Source organism: Streptomyces sp. NRRL F-6492 (assembly GCF_001280125.1).
Classification (GTDB): Bacteria; Actinomycetota; Actinomycetes; order Streptomycetales; family Streptomycetaceae; genus Streptomyces.
Map to the genome: position 1 here is coordinate 22,173 of NZ_LGEG01000210.1, position 21,267 is coordinate 43,439.

Genomic DNA, 21,267 nt, shown 5'->3' on the forward strand with positions numbered 1-21,267 from the left:
ACTCAGAAGGCAGAGAATGAAGCACGCAAAAGCCCTGGCAGTACTCGCGCTCGCCCTCGCGGTTTCCGGGTGCTCGCAGCCGGAGGAGGAAGCGGTGCGGGCGTTCGAGGTACCGGACTCCTTGTGCGGCACACCGGTCGCCCCCGACCTTCTGTCCCCCCTGCTTCCGGCAGGGGGCGAGAAGATCGAGGTGAGGCAACGGGACGCGGCTGTCCGCGACGCTCTGGGCTGCTCCGTCGTAGTGGACAACACCGTTGTCCTGTCGTCCTCCTGGGGATGGGAGGAGATCGAGACGAATCCGGGCAGGGAGGCACGCGAGAATCCGTACGTGAGGCGCGACAAGTACGAAAGCAAGGACGGCACTTACGTTTACGCGGAGAGGGGCGGAGTCGGCAAGGTCACCTGCGAACCGGTGAAGCAGCATCGCAAGGGAGAAATGGAGCTGTACCTCGGCATCATCGTCTCGGATCCGGGCAGGCCTGACGCGGCTGCCGTGGAGAAACTACTCAAGGCCTATGCGAAAGCCCTGGAAAAGTTGCCCCAGTGTGTTCAGAAGTAGGAATGCCGTTCCCTTTTCGATCCCGGTAGGGAAAAGGGCGATTTCTTAGCCTGTCCGCCGGTCCGGCACGCACGTCGGGGATCCCTCCGTTCGCCGGACGCGGAGCGATCGGCTCCGAGAACGTCTGTACCCAGGCCAGGGATCCCGGCGGACCGAGGGAACCGAGGAGTTCAAGGCGGGTGTACTGCGCGGCGTCGATCTCCCGAGCCAGGAGGCGGCGGTACTCACGCCCTGTTCGGCTCCGGGTACCGTCGCCTGCGGCAGCTACGGCATCAGCACCGTGGTGCGCCTGCGGCTCCATGACGGAGCGGACGGTGCGGAAGTGAAGAGCAGGGCGCTCGGTGGACCTGGCCGTGGAGGCGGCACGGTCCGCCCGCGAGAGCGCCGAGTGTGGTCTGCCGTCGGGGCCTTCCCTCCGAAGGCGCCTCTTTCGGTGCGGATTCATCCGAGTGACCGGCAGGCAAGCCGTCGGTTCGCTACGGACCGCTCGTCGCCCGGTCCGGACACCTGCCCAGGAGCACAGCACCCACGTCGCCGGCCGCCGGGCCGCCCGGCGGTCGACCGAACCGGAAGGACCCGTGAAGTCGATGCGCACAGCCCCGCGCCGCCTGGCGCGGGGCTGTGCTCGTGCTAACGGTCTCGTGCTCGTCGCCCACGCGTGAGTACGCCGTGCCCGCCGACCTCTGCGGCGTCGAGGTCCCGGTCTCGGTGTTGGAGCCGGTCCTGCCGCCTGCACGTCGACGGCGAGTCCGTGTTCTCGGCGAGCGTCGAGCGGTGGGAGAAGGACACGTCCGCCCGGGACGTGGCCGAGCTGGCGCGGTCGGTCGACCCCGGCGACACGCGGAGCGAGGACGGCCGGTTCGTCCACTCGGCCACGGGCGCCGTCGGGAGGGTGGACTGCCGGGTCGCGGACGGCGCGGGCAGGTCCGTGTGGGCGACGGTGCGCGTGACGCGCGACGGGACGACCCCGGAGCAGACGAAGAACCTCGTCACGGCGTACGCCGACTCCGCCGCCGCGTCGGGCGCGTGCGACGAGGTCCTGGGCCGGTAAGGACATGCGGCCGGTAGGCGCCCCGTCATCGCGGTGACGGCGGCGCCCACCGGCCGGGCACGGAACAGGGTGGACGCCTCCCGCGCGCGTCCACCCTGTGTGCTGCTGGTTCGAACCCGGCTTAGAAGAAGCCCGCGGCCCGCTTGTCGCCCGCCTGGTAGGCCGGGGAGGCCTGGCGGACCGCCTTGGCGATGCCCTGGAGGGCGGTGTGGATGGCGCGGGTCTCCTTGTCCCACTTGGCGTGCGCGCCGTCCGCGGCGGTCTTCGCCTCACCCTCCCAGGTGCTGGAGACCGAGCGGATCTTCGTCTGGATGTCCTCCAGGGCCTGGTCCAGGCGCTTCGCCTGCGCCTCGATGGTGTTCGCCGCGTCATCGAGCGAGGAGTACGTGACGAGCATGACGCCGTCGTTCTTGGACGACATGGTTCCTCCGGGTTTCGGTGGTGTGTACGGGTTGGCTGGTGCCGTGTCCGACGCCGGGTCAGAGACCGGCGATGTTCGACCTGGCCGCACGCTCGGCCCCGGCGTCACCGGAGAAGCCCGCGGTCACGTCGACGCCCCGCAGGGCCGCCTCGACCTCGTCGTCGGTGTTGCCGGAGGTCGTCCGGGTGACCTGGATGGCCTCCTGGAAGTTCAGCATCAGCTTGGCGATGCGCACCATGCCCTGGTTGATCTCGGTCTGCTTGGCGTCGAAGGCGCCGGCGCCGATGCCCTTCCAGCGGCCTTCGAGGCTGTCGATGACGCCCTGGAGGGACTGCAGCTGCCCCTTGACGTCGTCGAACTTGCGGGTGAGCTCGTCCTGGAAATCCTTGAGACTCTGATCGCCAACCTTCAAGACTGACATGTGTCCCTCTCCCTCTCTGGGTTTCTCGTTGAGATCGCGTGCGCCCGGTTCACGCGCACGTGGTTCGGTCGGTTCGGCCCGTGCCGTCGGTTCCGCCGGCGCCGGGCACGGGTCAGGCGGTGCGCCGGCGGCGCACGATCAGGAAGCCCGCTCCGGCCACGACGGCCACGGCCGCGACGGCGCCGACGACGAGCCCCGTCCCTCCGCCGCCCGCCGCGCTCGCGCCGGAGCCTGCCACAGGAGCGTTGGAAGACGACTTGCCGTCGGGAGCTTGTGTCACGTCCGATGCGGACGGGGCCGCCGGGGAGCCGGTCGAGGACGGCGTGTCCGAGGGCGCCGACGCGCCCGACGACGGGGTCGACCCGGGCGCGCCGCCGCCGGTCCTCTTGTTGGTCAGGGGGCTGATGTTGGGGTCGCCCGGCTTGCCGAGGCCACGGCTGATGTGGGCGTTGGGCCGGACGATGCCGTGGCCGAGGTAGTTGCTGAGCGTCCCCGGCTTCCAGTCGTCGCCTCGCGCCGCGGACTCGAACATGACCCGGAGGACCTGGTTGGCGGTCCAGTCGGGGTGCGCGGACCAGATGAGGGCGGCGGTGGCGGAGGCGATGGCGGTGGCGTTGCTGGTGCCGCCCTCCGTGCAGTAACCCTCGAACTTCTCGTCGCACCAACCGGGGATGTCGCTGCCCGGCGCGGCGAGATCGATGTGCTCGCCGTGCTGCGAGTAGTCGGCCACGACGCCGTTCCGGTCGGTCGCCGCGACGGAGACCACATCGGGGAAGGCAGCCGGGTACTGCGGCTTGTTGCCCTTCTTGGCGTTGTTTCCGGATCCCGCGAAGATCAGCTTTCCCTTGGCGACGGCGTACTCGACAGCCTCTTTCTTGAAGGGGTTGGCGTAGTCGGAGGCCATGGAGATGTTGATGATCCGCACGTCGCTGTCGGCGGCGCGCTTGATCGCCTCCACCATGTCGAAGGCGTTGACGGCCTGTTCGTTCTGGAGGTCGGTGTCACTCACCCGGTAGGGGACCACCCTGGCATCCGGCGCCAGTCCCCTCACACCACCGTTCGCTCCGGAGCCGACGATCAACTCGGCCATGGACGTTCCGTGGCCGCTGTAGTCGTCCGTCTCGTCGCCCTTCGTCTCGGAGGCGTCCCAGCCCTTGAGCACCTTGCCCTCGAGCGAGGGGGTGTTCGGGTTGACCCCGCTGTCGATGACGGCGACCTTGATGCCCTTGCCGGTGGACTTCTTCCAGATCTCCTCGGCGTGCATGGCGTCCAGGTACCACTGCTGCGAACGGGCGTCGGCGGCGACCGCCGCCGGAGCGGCCCCGACGAGGGCCGCCGTCAGCGCCGTTGCCGCCGTGGCGCCGAGCAGCGCTCGCCGGAGCTTGCCGCTCCCGATCATTCCTGCCGTCATCCTGTACTTCCGAGCCTTCCGGGTGGTTAGCCGATCACCGGCGGTACGGTGCCGTGCCGCCGGTTCGTCCAGGTCTCCTCGTCCTCCGTCAGGTAGTCGGGGCGCGAGGAGCCGTCGCGGTCCTGTTCGTCACGGGGCGGGCGCTGGTTGCCGCGTCCGCCGCCGACGGGCGTGCCGGCGCCGCGGGGGCTCCCGACGACGCCGTTGGCGCTGGGGGTGCCGCGGCCGGCGGGCCGTGCGGCCCCCTTGCCGTTGTTGGCGCCGACCACCCCTGACTGGCTGGGCCGTGCCGCGGCTGTACGACCCGCTGCCGGGCCGTCGGCGCCGACGACGGTGCCCTTGGGGATCCGCGACCCGACGCCTCCGGTGGAGGTGCGCTGCTGGGTGCCGCCGACGATGGGGTTGGACCGCCCGCCGCCCGCACGGCCGGTGGCGGACTGCCCCGGGCCGCCGGGGCGGCCGGCCTGGGGCGTGGCACGCCCGGCCTGGGCGGTCTGGCCGGTGGCCTGCGGTCCGCCCGCCCGTCCCATGGGACCACCGGAGCGCCCCGCCGCCGGGGAGCTGGTCGGGTTGCCGGAACGGCCCGTGGCGGAAGAGTTCGTCGGTCCGCCGGAACGTCCCACGGCCGGAGAGCTCGTCGGCCCGCCCGCGCGGCCCACGGCGGAGGAGGTACCCGGTCCGCCCGAGCGCCCCACGGCCTGCGAGGTCCCCGGACCGCCCGAACGTCCCACGGCGGTCCGCCCGTTGCCGTACGGCCCGCCGGGCGTTCCGGTGATCCGGGGGCCTCCGGTACGCGGCGGGGTGCCGAGCGCGACCGGCGGAGGCAGCGTGGGGCCGGTCGGGTTCGGGGTGTTCGTGGGCGCGGTCGGCGTGGGCGCGGTGGTCGTGATCGTGGGCGCCGGAGGCGTGGCGACCGAGTCGATCCTGACCTTCGTGCCCGTCTGTTGCTCCCGGATCGGCTCGGAGCCGTCGAGTTCGTGCCCGGTGCGGGGCGCCGCCTGGGTGGCGCGGTCCTCACTGGCGCCGATGTGCCCGGGCGCCTCCCGCGACAGACCGCCGTCACGCGAGGTGCTTCCGTCACGCGAGGTGGCGGAACCGCCGCCGTTCCGGACCGAACCGGCCGGATCCGGCACCGCTGCCCCGTAGGCCTTCGGCGGCTTCGGCAGCGTCTGAGCCCCCAGGACGTTCTTGGAGACCGCGTAGAACGAGGCCAGGCGGTTCATCTGGTTGATGGCCTCCTGGCGGTCCTTCTCGACCTGGAGGGCCTTCTGGTAGTCCTTGTTGTCCTGGGTGCGTTCCGGGAGCGCGAACTCCTCGGGCTTCTTCTGGACGAGGCGGTTGTCGCGGGGCGGCTTGGCGTTGCGGACCGAGGCGAGGCCGGTGCTGGCCACCTTCATCTGGGCGCCGACCGCGTTGGCGACCTTGCCGATGCCCCAGGCGTAGGAGACGACCTCGGAGCCGTAGCGCTGGAACTCGGTGGCGGCGGCGCCCTTCCAGTCGACGCCGCGGACGAAGGTGTCCAGGTCCTTCGCCGCCTGGTTGAGGGCGGTCGTCGCCTTCTCCAGGGCCTCGCCGGCCTGTTCCAGGTCGGCCGGGTTCGCGCTGTCGAGGAGGTCGAGCATCGCGTTGAGCCGGTGGCCCTCGAACGACGTCTCGCCGAAGACGCTTCCCTTGGGCCCCAGGCCGAAGGGGAGGATCTCGTCCAGGTTCTCCAGGAGGTTCGTGGCCGCGTACCGCTTGTGGATCTCGGTCGTGTCGTTCGCCTGCTGCTGTTCCTGAGGCGTCAGGTTCGGGTTCGGCTGCTTCTCGTCACTCATCGATCGTCACCCCAGGCCCTTCTCGCCGCTCTTGGTGTCCTCGCGCGGCTGGGCGGGCTGGGCGAGATCACCGTTCCGCGTCTCCTGCTCACGCTTGATCGCCTTCTCGCGCTCGTCCGCGAGGCGCGCCTGGATCCCGTGGAAACGCCGCCGCTGTTCGTCCTCCACGTTGTCGTAGCCGACGTCGGCCGCGTAGACCCCGATCTGCAGCAGCTCGATCTGACCGCCGAGGGACTTCGACAGCGCCACGAGCGCCCCGTGGACCCGGTCGTACTCCGCGGAGAAGCCGTCCGCCTCCGTGAAGGGGATCCCGACACCGAGGGACGCGCGCGTCATCCGGTTCCGGTTCAACCCGGCCGCGCCGCCCGCGCCGCTCGCCAACTCGGTGATGATCCCGTCGACCCGGTCACGGAACTTCTTCAGCTCGCCGACACCGCGCTCAAGGTCACTCGTCACCGTCGCCCCCGTCACCCGTCGCCTCACACACGAGCCATTCCTCCCCGTTTACTCCTACTGCCCCACATTGCGATCGTGACGACTCGTCATCCGCCGATCGCGCACGTACCACTGTAATGACTGGGACCGACAGTCCCAAGTGACTTGTGCCGCACAAGACTTCTTCCAAACGACGCTATCAGCCGTGTGCGGCTGCAACCCTCACCGGGCGGCTCCCCGCACCGTTCTGCGCCGGTGGTCCCGCAGTGCCACCGCCGTGCCGGCGATCGCCGCCACCAGGACGCCGCCGCCGACCACCACGTAGGTCGCCAGGCGGGACGCGCGCTGTTCCGGGGTCTCCCCCAGGTGGAGCGCCGCCGGGGTCGGGGCCTCGGCGCGGGTCACCCCCTCGTGGGCCACGGGCTTCTCGATGGGCTTGTCGTCCTCGGTGAGGGCCCTGACCGGGTCGACCACGCCCCAGCCGACCAGGCGGTCGTGGCCCGCGACCGAGCGTTCGGCGGTCTGCTGGATCTGGGCGACGATCTGCTTCTGCGTCCAGCGGGGGTGCTCGGCCTTGATGAGGGCGGCCAGACCGGCGACGTACGGCGCGGAGAAGCTGGTGCCGTTGTCGGCGCAGTGGCCGCCGAGCGGCACCGTGGAGACCATGTCGACGCCGGGCGCGGCCACGCCGACGAAGTCGCCGGACTGGGAGAACTGCGCGCGTTCGTTGTTGCGGTCCGAGGCGGCGACGGCGAGGACGCCTTCGTACGAGGCCGGGTACGTGCGCTTGACGTTGCCGCCCAGGCCGTCGTTGCCCGCCGACGCGACGACCACGATCTCCCGCTCCAGCGCCTCCTTGACGGCCCGTTCGAGGAGTTCGGTGGGCTTCACGGCGTCGGCCGTGTCCTGGGAGATGTTGATCACGTCGGCCTTCTTGGCGATGGCGTGCCGGATCGCCGTCGCGAGCGTCTCCGCGGTGCCGTGGCCGTCGGCGTCGTTCTGCTGGACGGGGATGATCGTGGCGTCCGGCGCCAGGCCGACGAATCCGGTGCCCTTGGCGGGGCGGGCGGCGATGATGCCGGCCACCTTGGTGCCGTGGCCCACGGTGTCCGTGGTGCCGTTCTCGTTGCCCCGCTTCAGCTTGTACCCGTTGGCGTCCTTGGCGTCCTTGGGGATGAGGTTGATCCCGCTCTTGACGTCCACGGCCTTGGCCAGCTGCGGGTTCTTCACGTCGACGCCCGTGTCGATGACCGCGACCCGGACGCCCTTGCCGGTGGACCTCGACCACAGTTCGTCCAGCAGGACGCGCTGGAGCGACCAGGGGCGGCCCTCGTACGTCTTGCCCGGGTAGGTGCACTGGGAGCCGTCGTCCGCCGCCGCCGTGGAGAGCGGCGGGCCGAGGGCGCAGAGCGCCGTCGCGGCCGCGACGGCGAGGACGCGCCGGGCGGGTCCGGAGAGCCGGTGCACCGGCGTCCCGGTCCTCACGAGCCCTGCGGCTGACGTGCGCCGCCCGTGGACAGGCGGGGGCCGGTGGGCAGGAACGTCGACCACTCGGCGGGTACGGGAAGCGGCTCGACGTTCTTGTAGCCGAGGCGGTTCTGGGCCTGCTGGGCCTCCGCCTGCCGGGCCTGCTTCTCCTCGTCCGAGCCGGACGAGCCGATCCCGGAGTCGTCGGTGGCGCTGTCGCCGTTGGACTGCATCGCGTAGCGCAGGCCGGTGTCGGTGACGAGGAACAGGAAGCCGCTGGACGTGGTGGAGCCCTTGAACTGCCGGAACAGCTGGCCCGATCCGGGGGTGACGTACGCGCTGCTGGAACCGGTCGGCAGGGCGGCGGGGAAGTCCTTCCCCGCCCAGGTGCTCAGCGTGGTCGCCCCGTTGTCGGCGTCGACCCCGCGCAGCACGTTGCACACGGTGTTCCGGCTGCCTTCGGTGGTCTTCGCCTCGTTGACGGGCTCCGGGACGGCCTCGGGCCACTTCTTGTCCCGGCCGAAGGCGCGCCCCGGCCGGAAGGCGCCGCCGCTGACCGAGGTCGCCTGGCCCGCCTGGCCGAGTTCGACCAGCTGCCGGCTGTTGAGCAGCAGCTTGGCCGTGAAGTCCGAGACGGGGGCCACCGTGCCCCGGAGCACGACGTACATCTGCTTCCGGGTGCCGTCCGTCGCGGACAGCACCGTCCCGATCCGGTCGGCCCCGGACGGGAGGTCGGCGATCCCGGCGGGGTCGCCGACCCGGCCCGGGACGGTCGGGAAGGAGATGGCGTCGCCCTTGTGGAGGGTGTTCAGCCACGCCTCCGAGACCCGCTGGGCGGCGCGGCCCTGGCCGACGAGCTGGCGCAGGAGCAGCTCGTCCTTCTCCACGGGGTACGCGGTCCCCCTGGCGTCCACCACGTAGCGCTTGCGGTCGGTGCCCTCGACGTATAGCAGCTGGCCGCCGGTCAGCCGCTCCGCGCCGTCCGTCCTCCCCTCCTCGCGCGCGGCGAGGACGAACGCCGCCTTCTGTATCGCCCGGCCGCCCTCGCCGGGACGCTCGCAGACGGCCCAGCGCTTGGCGGCGCCGGCCTCCTTGTCGCCGGGGAGGCGGTCGGGGGCGTAGGGGATGCCGAGGGTGGCGCCGTGCGGGATCTCGCCGTTGTCGAGCACGGACTCGTCGACGCTGATGACCTTGCCCTTGTCGGGGTCGAGGAGCAGCTTGGCCGACGACATGTTGAGGACGGGGTGGAGCTGCGTCTTGTCACCGGTCTTGAGCACGACGTAGCGGGTGGTCGACTTGCTCGCGATGATGACGTTCTCGCCGGGCTTGTCCCAGTTCTTGGGGGCGACGGGCTTGAACATGCCCCAGGCTCCGAAGACCGCGAGGACCACCGCGCCGACGATGGCTCCCGGCACCACCGCGCGCAGGGGGCGGGGCGCGCCTTCCTCCGAACCCGTCGCGTTCGGTTGCACGAACTGTGCGATCAGCCTCCGCTTCGCGAAGGTGTAGGCGTTCAGTTCGTCCCGACGTGATGCCATCTGTTCGCTTGTCCCTCTCCCCGATGGGCGACCAGGGTCCCACAACCCGTGGGCCCGGTCAGCCGTCCCGCCGCCCCCTACTATGCCTGTCGGCGCTTGCGTCCCACTGCTCAGGTAGGGTGATCGCCCAGTCAACGCCCATGGGAATTCGGCTATTACGGACACGAGGGGGCAACGTGGCGACGGGTACGGCGACGCGTGCACAGCACGGGCAGGCCGGCGACCCGGCACCCGGAACTTCCCGACGGCAACGCAGCAATGACCGCGGCGACGTTCGAACGACGGCCGCTCCGCCGGATGTCCCCGCGACCACCACCCCGCGTCCGCTGTCGCGCGCCGCCCGGGTGGGTCCGTTCCAGCTGCGGCAGCTCGTCCTGGTGGAGTCGGCGCTGGCCCTCGTCGCGGTCGGTCTGGTGATGGGCGGCCTCTGGCTCGTGCCCACCTGCGTCGTCGCCGGCGTCCTGGTCCTGCTGGCCGTGATACGCCGCCGCGGACAGGCCGTACAGGACTGGCTGGGGAGCGTGCTCGCGCTCCGCGCGCGCCGGAGCGCCGCCGCCCCCGCCGCGGCCGACGCGGACCCCTCCCTCGCCCCGGTGGGCGAGAACGTGCCGGGCTTCCGCGCCTCGCCCTACGTCGACCGCAACCACCGCACCGTCGGCATGCTGGGCGACGGCACCTTCCTGACCGCCGTGCTGCGCGTCGAGGCGAGCGGCTCGGCGCTGCGTCCGGTCTTCGGCGCGCGCGCCTTCCCCCTCTCCGTGCTGGGCGGCGCCCTGGAGGTCGACGACATCGTCGTGGAGTCGGTGCAGCTGGTGCAGCAGGTGCGCCCGGCCCCGGCCCTCCACCTCCCCCAGCAGGCCGTGGCCCGGCTCTCCTACGCCCCGCTCCAGGAGCGGACCGGCGCCCCCGCGCTGCGGCTGACCTGGGTGGCCGTGAAGCTGGACCCCGAACTCTGCCGGGAGGCCGTGGAGGCCCGCGGCGGCGGCCTCGAAGGCGCGCAGCGCTGTCTGGTGCGGATCGCCGACCACCTGGCCAGCCGCATCACGGGGGCGGGTTTCCAGGCCACCGTGATGGACCAGGAGGAACTCAACTCCACCATCGCCACGGCCGTCTGCACCAATCCGCGCGCCGCCGCCCGCGCGGGCCGGCCCGACGCCGCGCCGCAGCGGCGGACGGCCGAGACCTCCCGGGTCTGGCGGTGCGACGACCGCTGGCACACCACGTACGCGATCGGCCGCTGGCCCGAGCTCGGGCGGGGGGCGACGCCGCTGCCCCGGCTGGTCTCGCTGCTCACCTCCGTGCCCGCGTACGCCACGACGCTCAGCCTCACCGTCCGGCGCGGGACGCGCCAGGGAGCCATGGACCTCGACGGCCACGTGCGGGTCACCGGTGGCTCCGACAACGAACTGGTCCGCGTGCGGCGGACCCTGGAGCAGGCGGCGCGCGCCGCGAAGGTCGGCCTGCTGCGCCTGGACCGCGAACAGCTGCCGGGCGTACTGGCGACGATGCCGCTGGGAGGCGCCCGATGATCGGACGTGGTCGCAAGCAGGGCCGACCGCGCGGCCTGGTCGGCCCGCGGCACGCGGGGCACACCCTGCCCGCGGACCACCTCTCCGCCCTGTCCCTGCCCGTGGGCGACGACGGCGTGGTCATCGGCGAGGACGCCGAGGGGCGGTCGCAGCTGGTGGGGTTCCACCGCTCGACGCCGTACGACGTGCTGCTCGTCGGCGGCCTGTGGACGGCGCAGGTGCTGGCGCTGCGCGCGGCCGGCACCGGGGCGCGGGTGGTGGTGGAGACCGGGCGCCCGCACGGATGGGTCGGCCTGGCGCAGGCGGCCGGGGCGGGCCTGGAGTGCATCACGCTCCACGACGTGGGGCGGGTGCCCCCGCTGGGCGCGACCGTCGGCAGCCCCGCCGTGGTGGTGCGCGACTGCGGCATGCGGCCGCCGCGCGGACGTGTCGTCTCCTCCCCCTGGCAGTCGGTGCTGACCCTCCTCCCCTATCTCAGCCCGGTGGCGCCGCGCCTCATGCGGTCCGCGACGCTCGTGGGCGTCCAGCGGGTCTCCCCCCAGGAGGCGGAGCAGATCGGGGGCATCCTGGGACTGACGCGGGGCGAGGTCGAGGCGCTGCCGACGCTGGCGGACGGGGTCACGCTCTGGTCCTCCGGCGGGGAGCGGCAGTGGGTCATGACGAGCCCCACGGACGCGGAGGCGGGCCTGCTCGGCACGGCCCGCCGGATGGACTGAGCCACCACCGGGTGAGCGGGCGGCCGAACCGCCCCCGCCCGGAACCCGGGCTGCCTACTATGGCCCCGGTGACCGCCGGGCCACGGCGAACGGCCCGGCACCGTGCGAGACGTGGGCCGTTCGGCCGGCCGTGAGCGAAAGGAATCCCCATGGGGAGCGCGCAGGAAAAGGACGAGCTGTACGCCCTCGACATCTCCGGCGTCGAATGGCAGGGCGCCCCGGGCACGAGCCCGGACGAGGAGCGTGTCGAGATCGCCCATCTGCCGGGCGGAGGCGTCGCCATGCGTTCCTCGCTGGACCACGACACCGTGCTGCGGTACACCGAGGCCGAGTGGCGGGCGTTCGTACTGGGCGCGCGGGACGGGGAGTTCGACCTCCGCTGAGGCGTCGGGGCGTTCGGGCGCCGGGGGGTTCCGGGGATCTCCCGGTGGTTCCGCGGACCGGTGGTTCCGCGGACCGGCGGTCGTGCGGCCGAAGGGGCCCACGGCCGCCGGTCCGTCGTCGCGGGCCCGAAACCGTGCGCGGTCGTGCCGTTTCGTCCGCCTTCTCCTCCACGCTCCGGCGTACCGGTGTCACTTCGGGGCACGGTGTGACGCGGGGGACGGTCACGAGGGGCGGACGGGCCTGCCGGAGTGGCGACGGGGGCGATTAGGCTGGGCCGGGGCACGGCAGGAGAACCCTCGGACCCGTCCGCCGTGCTCCAGGGGGAGAGCCGGGCCCATCGGAAGTGAACGGTGGCCCCCACCCACGACGGCACAAGGGTGCTCGACCACACCAGGAGGCAGAGTGAGCGGCGATCGGGACGACATCCACGGGGGTTGGAACCCTCCTGCCGACGATTCCGACGTGGACCCCGTGGAGCTGACGGGCGAGTTCACCATCGACTACACGCCGCCCGCCTGGTACGCGCAGAGCGCGTCGGGCGAAGCCTCCGGCGCGGCCGCCGGACAGCAGTACCCGCCGCCGCCCACGGGCGCGCCGGTCCCCGTGCCCGGCCTGCCCGCCGCCGGCGGCTTCCGGCCGAACCCGCCGGCGTCCCCCGTGCCGACCGCCCCGGCGTCCGTCCCCGTCGCGCCCCTGCCGGGGGAGGCGTCCTCGCAGCCCTTCGGCGACGGCGACCTGGAGAGCGGCGCGACGATGCGGTTCTCCCCCGTGACGATGCGGCGGGAGATGGAGGAGATCGCGGAGCGCGCCGCGGCGGCGCGGTCCGCCTCGGCGGACGGCGAGGACAGGGCCCCGGCGGATCCTTCGGACGCGGATCCCGCGCCGTCGGCGCCGACGGTGGGTCCGGCCGCCGCCGAGCCGCCGTCCGGCGATGCGGACGAGCGGCCCGACGGCGACGCGCCCGCCACCGCGGTACGGGAGGAGCCGGCCGACCCGGCCACCGGCGACGCCGACGCGTCCGGACGGGCCTCCGGGGACGACGACGGCACGCCGGCCCCGGCGGACCGGGACGCCGAGGACACGACGGACTCCGCCGCGGGCGAGACCCCGGACGAGACCGGTCCGACCGCCGACGACGCCTCTCCCGTCCTCGTCTCCGCCGACGGCGCCGCCCCCGGCGGCCTGCCCGCCGAGGAGGCCCCGGCCCCCGGGCAGCCCGCCCCGCAGCAGGTCTCCCCGGCGCCCGAGGCCGCTTCGGCTCCCGCGCCGCAGGCCGGGAGCGCGCTGCCGCCGCTGCCGCCGTCGTTCCGTCCCGCGGCGCCCGCCCCCGCGCAGCAGTGGCCCGCGCCGCCGGTCGCGGAGGGCCGGCCCGTGCCCCCGGCCGCGCCGCTGCCGCCCACCGCCGCCTGGCCGTCGCCCGCGTCCGCGCCCGCCGCGCCCGGCCCCGTACCGCCGCAGGCCCAGGAGCCCGGCGGGTACGGCTACCCGCAGGCCCAGGAGCCCGGCGGGTACGGCTACCCGCAGGCCCCGCGGCCTCCCCAGGCGCCCCAGCCCGCGCCCCCGGCCCCGGCCCCGCAGGGCGGTTACGGCTTCCCGCACCCCGGGACGCCCCCGCAGCAGCCCGGTTACGGCTATCCGCAGCAGCCCGGCGGCGTGCCGCCGCAGGCCCGGGAGCCGGGCGGGTACGGCTACCCGCACCCCGGTGCCGGTGCCGTGCCCCCGCAGGCTCCCCCGGCCCAGCCGCAGCCGCAGCCCCCGTACGACGCGCAGCCGCCCGTCGACCCCCGGACCGGTGCCGCCTGGCCCTCGCCCGTGACGCACGACCAGCGGGAGCGGTCCGTGCCGGGCGCCCCGCTCGGGTACAACGCGGCCGTCGAGCTCTCCTCCGACCGGCTGCTGCGGAACAACAAGCAGAAGCCCAAGTCCAGCCGCACCCCCGGCGCCGCCTCCCGCTTCAAGCTCGGCGGCAAGAAGGAGGAGGCGGAGCGGCAGCGGAAGCTGGACCTGATCCGGACGCCGGTCCTCTCCTGCTACCGGATCGCGGTCATCTCGCTCAAGGGCGGCGTCGGCAAGACCACGACGACCACCGCGCTCGGCGCGACCCTGGCGACCGAGCGGCAGGACAAGATCCTGGCGATCGACGCCAACCCGGACGCCGGCACCCTCGGCCGCCGGGTGCGGCGCGAGACCGGGGCGACCATCCGCGACCTGGTGCAGGCGATCCCGTACCTCAACTCGTACATGGACATCCGCCGGTTCACCTCGCAGGCGCCCTCGGGTCTGGAGATCCTCGCCAACGACGTGGACCCGGCCGTCTCGACGACCTTCAACGACGAGGACTACCGGCGGGCGATCGACGTCCTGGGCAAGCAGTACCCGATCATCCTCACCGACTCGGGCACGGGCCTGCTCTACAGCGCCATGCGCGGGGTGCTCGACCTCGCCGACCAGCTGATCATCATCTCGACCCCCTCCGTGGACGGCGCCTCCAGCGCGTCGACCACCCTGGACTGGCTCTCCGCGCACGGCTACGCGGACCTGGTGCAGCGCTCCCTCACCGTCATCTCCGGGGTCCGCGAGACCGGCAAGATGATCAAGGTCGAGGACATCGTGCAGCACTTCCGGACCCGCTGCCGGGGAGTCGTGGTCGTGCCCTTCGACGAGCACCTGGCGGCCGGTGCCGAGGTCGACCTCGACATGATGCGGCCGAAGACCCGCGAGGCGTACTTCCACCTGTCGGCGCTGGTGGCCGAGGACTTCGTACGGGCGCAGCAGGCGCAGGGCCTGTGGACCGGCGACGGCCAGGGCGCGGTGCCTCCGCACATGGCCCCGCCGATGCCGGGACAGCCGGGCCCCGGCCAGCCGTACCCCGGTCAGCCGTATCCCGGTCAGGGGGTGCCGGGGCAGCCGTACGCCGCACAGCAGGCCCCCGGGCAGCCGGCCCCCGGACAGTTCGCGCAAGGTCAGCCGGGACAGTTCGCACCGGCCCAGCCGGGAGCGCACGGCCAGCCCGGCCAGCCGGGGCAGCCCGGTCAGCCGCTGCCCGGCCGGTTCGCGCCCGGTCAGCCCTCCCCCGGGCAGCCGTACGCCCCCCAGGCTCCCCAGCCCGGTCAGCCCTACCCGCCGCAGGCGTACCCGGCGCCGGGGCAGGGGCCCGGCCCGATGCCCGGTCAGTTCGCCCCGGCCCAGCCCGTACCCGCCCAGGCCGCGCCCGGCCACCCGGCACCCGGTCAGCCGTACGCGCCCCAGGCGCCGTACCCCGGTCAGCCCTATCCGCCGCAGCCCGCCCAGCCGGGTGCTCCGGGCGTGCCCCCGGCCTGGCAGCAGCAGCCCGCCCCGGCGCAGGTTCCGCCGCAGGAGCTTCCCGAGCAGCGGCCCGGGCAGCCGCTGCCTCCGCAGGCCGGCCCGCAGGCCCCTCCGCAGGCGCCGCCAGCCCCTCAACAGTAGGGCGTCACAGGAGTAGACCAATGAGGCTCCGTATCGGTTCTCCGATACGGAGCCTCTTGGCGTTCCCGCAGACCACAAGGGGTTTGAGTCATCGTTGACGACGGCAGACCACCGCTGATACACCTTCGCTTCACTCACCGTCAGCCCAAGATCCACGACAGAAACCCCGACGCGAGGTCACGTCCCATGGTCATGGTCACGAAGGTTCCACCCCGTCCCGCGCCCGCCCGCAGAGCCCGCGGAGCCCTCCGGTTCCTGCTCGCCTCCGGTGTCGCCGCCGCCTCGCTCGTCGTCGTCCCCGGCACCGCGCGGGCGGAGGACGACAAGCCCGGCGGCACCACCCTCACGGTGGCGGTCTCGCAGAGCGTCGACTCGCTGAGCCCGTTCCTCGCCCAGAAGCTCACCTCGACGAGCATCCACCGCCTGGCCTACGAGTACCTGACGAACTACGACCCGAAGGACGCCCGTGCGGTCCCGGGCCTGGCGACCGAGTGGAAGCCCTCGCCCGACAAGCTGACGTGGACGTACACGATCCGCGGGGACTCGTTCTGGTCGGACGGGACGCAGGCCACCGCCGCGGACGCGGCCTGGACCTTCAACAAGATGATGACCGACCCGAACGCCGCCACCGCCAACGGCAGCTTCACGGCCAACTTCGAGAAGGTCACCGCGCCCGACCCGCGGACCCTCGTCATCAGGCTGAAGAAGCCCCAGGCGACGATGACCGCGCTCGACGTGCCGATCGTGCCCCGGCACGTCTGGGAGAAGGTCGGCGACTTCTCGAAGTTCAACAACGACCAGCAGTTCCCCATCGTGGGCAACGGGCCCTTCGTCATCACCGACTACAAGGTCGACCAGTACATCAAGCTCAAGCCGAACAAGAAGTTCTGGCGGGGCGCCCCCAAGTTCGACGAGCTGGTCTTCAAGTACTACAAGGACGGGGACGCCGCCGTCGCCGCCCTCCAGAAGGGCGAGGTGTCCTTCGTACCGAACCTGACGCCGGCCCAGGCCGACGCGCTGAAGGCCCAGAAGAACATCAAGGTCAACGACGCCCCCGGCCGCCGCTTCTTCGCCCTCGCCACCAACCCGGGCGCCCGGGCGCGGGACGGGAAGACGTTCGGCAACGGGCACAAGGCGCTGCTCGACCCGGCGGTGCGCAAGGCGCTCTTCCTCGCGGTCGACCGCGCCACCCTCGTCGACAAGGTCTTCCAGGGCCACGCCGTCGAGGGCGAGGGGTACGTCCCGCCCCGCTTCGGCACGTACTTCTGGCGGCCCGACGGGGACCAGAAGCGGGCGTACGACCCGGAGGAGGCGGCCAGGGTCCTCGACGCCGCCGGGTACCGGAAGAACGCCGACGGCAAGCGGGCCGGCAAGGACGGCAGGCCGCTGGACTTCCGGATCCTCTGCCACGCCACCGACCCGAACGACAAGGCGGTCGGCAAGTACCTCCAGGAGTGGTGGGGCAAGCTCGGCATCGGCCTGAAGGTCGAGTGTCTGGACAGCGTCTCGGACCCGTGGGTCAAGGGCGACTACGACCTCGCCTTCGACGGCTGGTCGGTCAACCCCGACCCGGACTACGTGCTCTCCATCCACACCTGCGGCGCCCTCCCGGCCACCCCGAAGGACAGCGGGGCCACCGACAACTTCATCTGCGACGAGGAGTTCGACGGGCTCTACGCGCAGCAGGCGGTGGAGTACGACGCGGCCAAGCGGGCGGATCTGGTGAAGCGGATGCAGTCCCGCCTGTACGACACGGGGTACATGAACGTCATGGCCTATCCGAACGCCCTGGAGGCGTACCGCACGGACCAGATCGCGTCCATCACGACCATGCCCGAGGCCGCCGGGAACCTGTGGGGCCAGGACGGCTACTGGAGCTGGTGGTCGGCCGTGCCGGCGGCCTCCGCCTCCGGCGGGTCCGAGGGGAGCGGCTCCTCCACCGGGGTGATCGTCGGCATCGGCGCGGCCGTGGTGGTCGTGGTCGGCCTCGGCGTCTTCCTCGGCCTGCGCCGCCGGTCCACCGCCGACGACCGCGAGTAGTCCGTGACGACGACCAGCACCCCCGCCGACGTGGTGCGGGCCGACCAGGCCCGCACCACGGGCGGCGCGCCCCGCACCGGCGCCACCTCCGGCTACCTCCGCCACGCGGCGGGGAAGCTGGGCGGCGCGCTCGTCTCGCTCCTCGCCGTGCTCGTCACCAGCTTCTTCCTGTTCCGGATCATCCCCGGCGACCCGGTGAAGGCGATGACCCACGGCATGCCCACGTCGGCCGAGCAGCTGGCGACGCTGAGGCGGCAGTTCGGGCTCGACCTGCCGCTCTGGCAGCAGTTCACCGACTACTGCGCGAAGGCCCTGACGGGCGACCTCGGCACCTCGTTCCAGTTCCGCGCCCCCGTCGGGGAGCTGATCTGGGAGAAGCTTCCGGCGACGCTGCTGCTCACCGGGGTCGCCGTGGTGATCTACTCGGCGCTCGGGCTGTGGCTCGGCACCCGCTCGGCCTGGCGCCACGGCGGCCTCGGGGACAGGCTGAACACCGGGATCGCGCTGACCCTGTGGTCGGTGCCGTCCTTCTGGCTCGGCCTGCTCCTCATCATCGTCTTCTCCGTCGGCGCGGGACCGGTCCCGGGGCTCTTCCCGACCGGCGGCATGGAGTCGGGCACGGGCGAGACCGGTCTCGCGTACGTCCTGGACGTCGCCCACCACCTGGTCCTGCCGGTGGTGACGCTGGTGGCGGTCGGCTACGCGCAGACGCTGCTCGTGATGCGCTCCTCGCTCCTGGACGAGATGGGCGGCGACTACCTGACGACGGCGCGGGCGAAGGGGCTGCGCGACGACGCCGTGCGCCGCCGGCACGCCGTGCCGAACGCGCTGCTGCCGACCGTGACCATGATCTTCATCAATCTGGGCCACGTGGCGGCCGGTTCGATCCTGGTGGAGACGGTGTTCTCCTGGCCGGGGCTCGGCGGGCTCTTCTACCAGGCGCTCAGCGTGCCCGACCTGCCGCTCGTGCAGGGCCTGTTCGTGGTCTTCGCCGGAGCGATGATCCTGATGAACCTGCTCGCCGACCTGCTCTATCCGCTGCTCGACCCCCGGGTGGGCCGATGACCTCCTCCACGACCTCCACGACGCCCGCGCCGGAACCCGTCCCGGAGCCCCCGGCGGAAGCCGCCCCCGAGCCCGCGCGGAAGCCGCCCTCGGCGGCCTCCCTGGCCCGGCAGCGCCGCAAGGCCTCGGCGGTCCGCTTCTGGAAGCGGTACCGCACCCACCGCGCCGGCCTCTACGGTCTCGCCGGGCTCGTCCTGATCGCCCTGCTCGCGCTCGCCGCCCCGCTGCTCGTCGGCGCCGACGTGCAGTCGGTGACGAAGGCGCCGGGCACGGCCCTGGAGTCCCCGAGCGCCGAGTTCCCGCTGGGCACCGACCAGTTCGGGCGCCCGCTGCTCGGGCTGCTGATCTGGGGGGCGCGGATCTCGCTGCTCGTCGGTCTGCTCGCGGCGGTCCTCTCGGTCGCCATCGGCACCCTGGTCGGGATCGTCGCCGGGCACTACGGCGGCTGGTCCTCGACCGTCGTCATGCGGATCACCGACTGGTTCCTGGTGATGCCGACGCTGGTCCTGGCGATCGTGCTCGCCACCGTGATGTCCCGCTCGATGTGGACGGTGGTCCTGGCGATCGGGGTGACCTCGTGGCCGACCACCGCCCGGCTGGTGCGGGCGCAGACCATCGCGGTGGAGTCCCGTCCGTACATCGAGCGGGCGACCGCCCTCGGCGGCGGCCACCGGCACGTCATGACCCGGCACGTGCTGCCGAACGTGATGCCGCTGGTCCTCGCGCAGACCACGCTCGGCATCTCGACCGCCATCCTCACCGAGGCCACCCTCGCCTTCCTGGGCCTGGGCGATCCGACGGTGGTCTCCTGGGGCGGGATGCTCCAGGACGCCCGCGAGGCCGGCGCGGTCTCCTCCGGGCACTGGTGGTACCTGGCCCCGCCCGGGATCGCGATCGCCCTGGTCGCGCTGGCCTTCACGCTGTGCGGCCGGGCCGTCGAGTCCGTGCTCAACCCGAAGCTGGGGGTGGGGCGATGAGCCTCCTGGAAGTGCGGGACCTCAAGGTGACGTACGGGTCGGGCGCGGCGGCCGTGCCCGCCGTGCGCGGGGTCGACCTGACCCTGGAGGCCGGCACCAAGCTGGGCGTGGCCGGGGAGTCCGGCTGCGGCAAGTCCACGCTCGCGCTCGCGCTGCTCCGGCTGCTTCCGGCGTCGGCGCGCCTGGAGGGCGAGATCCTGCTCGACGGCGAGGACGTCCTCGCGATGTCGTGGGGGCGGCTGCGGGCCGTGCGCTGGGCGGGCGCGTCGATCGTCTTCCAGGGCGCGATGCACTCGCTGAACGCGGTGCACCGGATCGGGGACCAGATCGCGGAGCCGCTGCTCGTGCACGGCCGGGCGACCCCGGCGGCGGCCCGCAAGCGGGTCGGCGAGCTCCTCGACCACGTCGGTCTGCCCGCCGCCCGCGCCGCCGCGTATCCGCACGAGCTGTCCGGCGGGCAGCGGCAGCGCGTGATGATCGCGATGGCGCTCGCCTGCGATCCGCGGCTGATCGTCGCGGACGAGCCGACGACCGCCCTGGACGTGATGATCCAGGCGCAGATCCTGCGCCTGATCGAGGGCCTGGTCGCCGAGCAGTCCATCAGCCTCCTGATGATCAGCCACGACCTGGCGGTCCTCGCCGACACCTGCGACCGGCTCGCCGTGATGTACGCGGGCCGGATCGTCGAGGAGGGTCCGGCGCGGGAGGTGTACGAGGCGGCCGCGCACCCCTACGGGCGGGCGCTGTCCTCGGCGTTCCCGCGCATCGGGGACCTCACGTCCCGGCGGGCGCCGCGCGGTCTGCCGGGCGACCCGCCGGACCCGGCCGACCTGCCCGGCGGGTGCGCCTTCCATCCGCGCTGTCCGGTGGCGCTCGACGCCTGCGGGGACCTCGACCAGGAACTGCGGGAGGCGGGCGCGGGGCGCCGGGCCGCCTGCGTGCACGTGGGGAGCGCTTCATGAGTACGGACACCTCCGCGCGTCCGGAGACGGGCACGGCGACCGGAGCGCTGCTGTCGGCGCGGGACCTGCGCGTGGTCTTCCCCGGACGCCGCGGCGCGCCGCCCGCGCGGGCGGTGGACGGGGTGGACCTGGACGTCGGCGCGGGCGAGATCGTGGCCCTCGTCGGGGAGTCGGGCTGCGGCAAGACGACCCTGGCCCGCTCGCTGCTCGGCCTGGTCCGGCCCACGTCGGGCACGGTCGCCTTCGACGGGGAGCCGCTGGCGTACTCCTCCGGGGCCCTGAAGTCCTACCGGAAGCGGGCGCAGCTGGTCCTCCAGGACCCGAGCGGTTCGCTGAACCCCCGGCACACCGTGTACGACGCGGTGGCGGAGGGGCTGCGGATCCACGGGTACGCGGGGGACGAGCGGGCCGCCGTCGCCGGGGCCCTCGCGCGGGCCGGGCTGCGCCCGCCGGAGCGCTTCTTCCTGCGCTATCCGCACGAGCTGTCCGGCGGGCAGCGGCAGCGGGTGGTGATCGCGGGCGCGCTGGTCCTGGAGCCCGAACTGATCGTGGCGGACGAGCCGGTGGCCTCCCTGGACGCGTCCGTACGGGGCGAGATCCTGGCGCTGCTGCTGCGGCTGCGCGACGAACTGGGCCTGTCGGCGCTGGTGGTGACGCACGATCTGGGCCTCGCGTGGAACATCGCGGACCGGGTGGCGGTGATGTACCTGGGCCGGGTCGTGGAGACGGGCCCGGTGGAGTCCGTCCTGACGAACCCCCGGCACCCCTACACGCGGGCGCTGTTGTCGGTGCTCCCGGAGTCCGAGGGGGAGCCGGTGGTGCTGACCGGGGAGCCCCCGGACCCGTCGCGGATCCCCTCGGGGTGCCGCTTCCACGTCCGCTGCCAGGTCCTGGCCTCGGGCGCGGCGGCGGCGGTCGCGGACCGGTGCCGGGGCGAGGACCTGCCGGTCCTGCCGGGCGGCGGGGCGGGCGCGGTGGCCTGCCACTGGGTGGCGGGGAGGAAGGCGGACTGACCGGACCCGACGGG

At 73.1% G+C, this 21,267-nt stretch carries 18 protein-coding genes; 11 read left to right on the forward strand and 7 right to left on the reverse strand.

Features of this window, described 5'->3' with window-relative positions; all coding sequences use genetic code 11:
- Positions 1-16 precede the first annotated feature (16 nt).
- Both ADL08_RS15775 and ADL08_RS15780 read left to right on the forward strand, forming a co-directional pair.
- Positions 17-559 (forward strand): hypothetical protein, encoded by a 543-nt coding sequence (locus ADL08_RS15775; protein WP_159043086.1) that lies wholly within the window; start codon positions 17-19, stop codon positions 557-559.
- Between the two features lie 751 nt (positions 560-1,310).
- Positions 1,311-1,610: a hypothetical protein gene (locus tag ADL08_RS15780; protein ID WP_053643308.1), complete on the forward strand. Its 300-nt coding sequence runs from the start codon at positions 1,311-1,313 to the stop codon at positions 1,608-1,610.
- 121 nt (positions 1,611-1,731) lie between these two features.
- On the opposite strand, the gene ADL08_RS15785 is transcribed toward ADL08_RS15780, so the two are convergent.
- From ADL08_RS15785 to eccB, 7 genes are all read right to left on the reverse strand, one after another.
- Positions 1,732-2,031: a WXG100 family type VII secretion target gene (locus tag ADL08_RS15785; RefSeq protein ID WP_053643310.1), complete on the reverse strand. Its 300-nt coding sequence runs from the start codon at positions 2,029-2,031 to the stop codon at positions 1,732-1,734.
- A 58-nt stretch (positions 2,032-2,089) separates the two neighbouring features.
- Entirely contained in the window at positions 2,090-2,452 is a 363-nt protein-coding gene (locus ADL08_RS15790; RefSeq protein ID WP_053643313.1) for a WXG100 family type VII secretion target, read from the reverse strand.
- Positions 2,453-2,564: 112 nt separating this feature from the next.
- Positions 2,565-3,863, reverse strand: coding sequence for a S8 family serine peptidase (locus tag ADL08_RS15795; protein WP_053643315.1), 1,299 nt, complete (start codon positions 3,861-3,863; stop codon positions 2,565-2,567).
- Positions 3,864-3,889: 26 nt separating this feature from the next.
- On the reverse strand, positions 3,890-5,680 hold the full coding sequence (locus ADL08_RS15800) for a hypothetical protein (RefSeq protein ID WP_053643318.1): 1,791 nt from the start codon (positions 5,678-5,680) through the stop codon (positions 3,890-3,892).
- Between the two features lie 6 nt (positions 5,681-5,686).
- Entirely contained in the window at positions 5,687-6,136 is a 450-nt protein-coding gene (locus tag ADL08_RS15805; protein ID WP_063885298.1) for a hypothetical protein, read from the reverse strand.
- Between the two features lie 201 nt (positions 6,137-6,337).
- Positions 6,338-7,582 (reverse strand): type VII secretion-associated serine protease mycosin, encoded by a 1,245-nt coding sequence (mycP, locus tag ADL08_RS15810; protein WP_053643319.1) that lies wholly within the window; start codon positions 7,580-7,582, stop codon positions 6,338-6,340.
- Positions 7,583-7,596: 14 nt separating this feature from the next.
- Entirely contained in the window at positions 7,597-9,120 is a 1,524-nt protein-coding gene (gene eccB, locus ADL08_RS15815) for a type VII secretion protein EccB (protein ID WP_053643321.1), read from the reverse strand.
- A 140-nt stretch (positions 9,121-9,260) separates the two neighbouring features.
- Here eccB and eccE point away from each other — a divergent pair, with 140 nt between their 5' ends.
- From eccE to ADL08_RS15860, 9 genes are all read left to right on the forward strand, one after another.
- The gene (gene eccE / locus ADL08_RS15820) at positions 9,261-10,649 is read left to right on the forward strand and encodes a type VII secretion protein EccE (protein ID WP_199837018.1); all 1,389 of its coding nucleotides are present in this window, start codon (positions 9,261-9,263) and stop codon (positions 10,647-10,649) included.
- Positions 10,646-11,365, forward strand: a complete 720-nt coding sequence (locus ADL08_RS15825; RefSeq protein WP_053643323.1) for a hypothetical protein — start codon at positions 10,646-10,648, stop codon at positions 11,363-11,365. Before eccE ends, ADL08_RS15825 begins: the two co-directional genes overlap by 4 nt.
- Before the next feature lie 149 nt (positions 11,366-11,514).
- Positions 11,515-11,748, forward strand: coding sequence for a DUF397 domain-containing protein (locus ADL08_RS15830; RefSeq protein ID WP_053643325.1), 234 nt, complete (start codon positions 11,515-11,517; stop codon positions 11,746-11,748).
- A gap of 403 nt (positions 11,749-12,151) precedes the next feature.
- Positions 12,152-15,196: an SCO5717 family growth-regulating ATPase gene (locus ADL08_RS15835; protein WP_053643327.1), complete on the forward strand. Its 3,045-nt coding sequence runs from the start codon at positions 12,152-12,154 to the stop codon at positions 15,194-15,196.
- A 192-nt stretch (positions 15,197-15,388) separates the two neighbouring features.
- A complete protein-coding gene (locus ADL08_RS15840; RefSeq protein ID WP_053643377.1) occupies positions 15,389-17,236 on the forward strand; it encodes an ABC transporter substrate-binding protein in 1,848 nt (615 codons plus the stop codon).
- 3 nt (positions 17,237-17,239) lie between these two features.
- Positions 17,240-18,301, forward strand: coding sequence for an ABC transporter permease (locus tag ADL08_RS15845; protein WP_053643329.1), 1,062 nt, complete (start codon positions 17,240-17,242; stop codon positions 18,299-18,301).
- Complete coding sequence (locus tag ADL08_RS15850; RefSeq protein ID WP_053643330.1) at positions 18,298-19,278, forward strand: ABC transporter permease; 981 nt, start codon at positions 18,298-18,300, stop codon at positions 19,276-19,278. Before ADL08_RS15845 ends, ADL08_RS15850 begins: the two co-directional genes overlap by 4 nt.
- Entirely contained in the window at positions 19,275-20,240 is a 966-nt protein-coding gene (locus ADL08_RS15855) for an ABC transporter ATP-binding protein (protein WP_053643332.1), read from the forward strand. The genes ADL08_RS15850 and ADL08_RS15855 overlap by 4 nt, the downstream gene beginning before the upstream one ends.
- A complete protein-coding gene (locus ADL08_RS15860) occupies positions 20,237-21,253 on the forward strand; it encodes an ABC transporter ATP-binding protein (protein WP_053643334.1) in 1,017 nt (338 codons plus the stop codon). The genes ADL08_RS15855 and ADL08_RS15860 overlap by 4 nt, the downstream gene beginning before the upstream one ends.
- Positions 21,254-21,267 lie beyond the last annotated feature (14 nt).

Bases quoted from the DNA above. Each gene is read 5' to 3' on its own strand.
- eccB (WP_053643321.1), bottom strand. From the start codon at position 9,120: ATGGCATCACGTCGGGACGAACTGAACGCCTACACCTTCGCGAAGCGG.
- eccE (WP_199837018.1), top strand. From the start codon at position 9,261: ATGGGAATTCGGCTATTACGGACACGAGGGGGCAACGTGGCGACGGGT.
- ADL08_RS15775 (WP_159043086.1), top strand. From the start codon at position 17: ATGAAGCACGCAAAAGCCCTGGCAGTACTCGCGCTCGCCCTCGCGGTT.
- ADL08_RS15790 (WP_053643313.1), bottom strand. From the start codon at position 2,452: ATGTCAGTCTTGAAGGTTGGCGATCAGAGTCTCAAGGATTTCCAGGAC.
- ADL08_RS15855 (WP_053643332.1), top strand. From the start codon at position 19,275: ATGAGCCTCCTGGAAGTGCGGGACCTCAAGGTGACGTACGGGTCGGGC.
- ADL08_RS15825 (WP_053643323.1), top strand. From the start codon at position 10,646: ATGATCGGACGTGGTCGCAAGCAGGGCCGACCGCGCGGCCTGGTCGGC.
- ADL08_RS15840 (WP_053643377.1), top strand. From the start codon at position 15,389: ATGGTCACGAAGGTTCCACCCCGTCCCGCGCCCGCCCGCAGAGCCCGC.
- ADL08_RS15785 (WP_053643310.1), bottom strand. From the start codon at position 2,031: ATGTCGTCCAAGAACGACGGCGTCATGCTCGTCACGTACTCCTCGCTC.
- ADL08_RS15800 (WP_053643318.1), bottom strand. From the start codon at position 5,680: ATGAGTGACGAGAAGCAGCCGAACCCGAACCTGACGCCTCAGGAACAG.
- ADL08_RS15860 (WP_053643334.1), top strand. From the start codon at position 20,237: ATGAGTACGGACACCTCCGCGCGTCCGGAGACGGGCACGGCGACCGGA.
- ADL08_RS15830 (WP_053643325.1), top strand. From the start codon at position 11,515: ATGGGGAGCGCGCAGGAAAAGGACGAGCTGTACGCCCTCGACATCTCC.
- ADL08_RS15795 (WP_053643315.1), bottom strand. From the start codon at position 3,863: ATGACGGCAGGAATGATCGGGAGCGGCAAGCTCCGGCGAGCGCTGCTC.
- ADL08_RS15850 (WP_053643330.1), top strand. From the start codon at position 18,298: ATGACCTCCTCCACGACCTCCACGACGCCCGCGCCGGAACCCGTCCCG.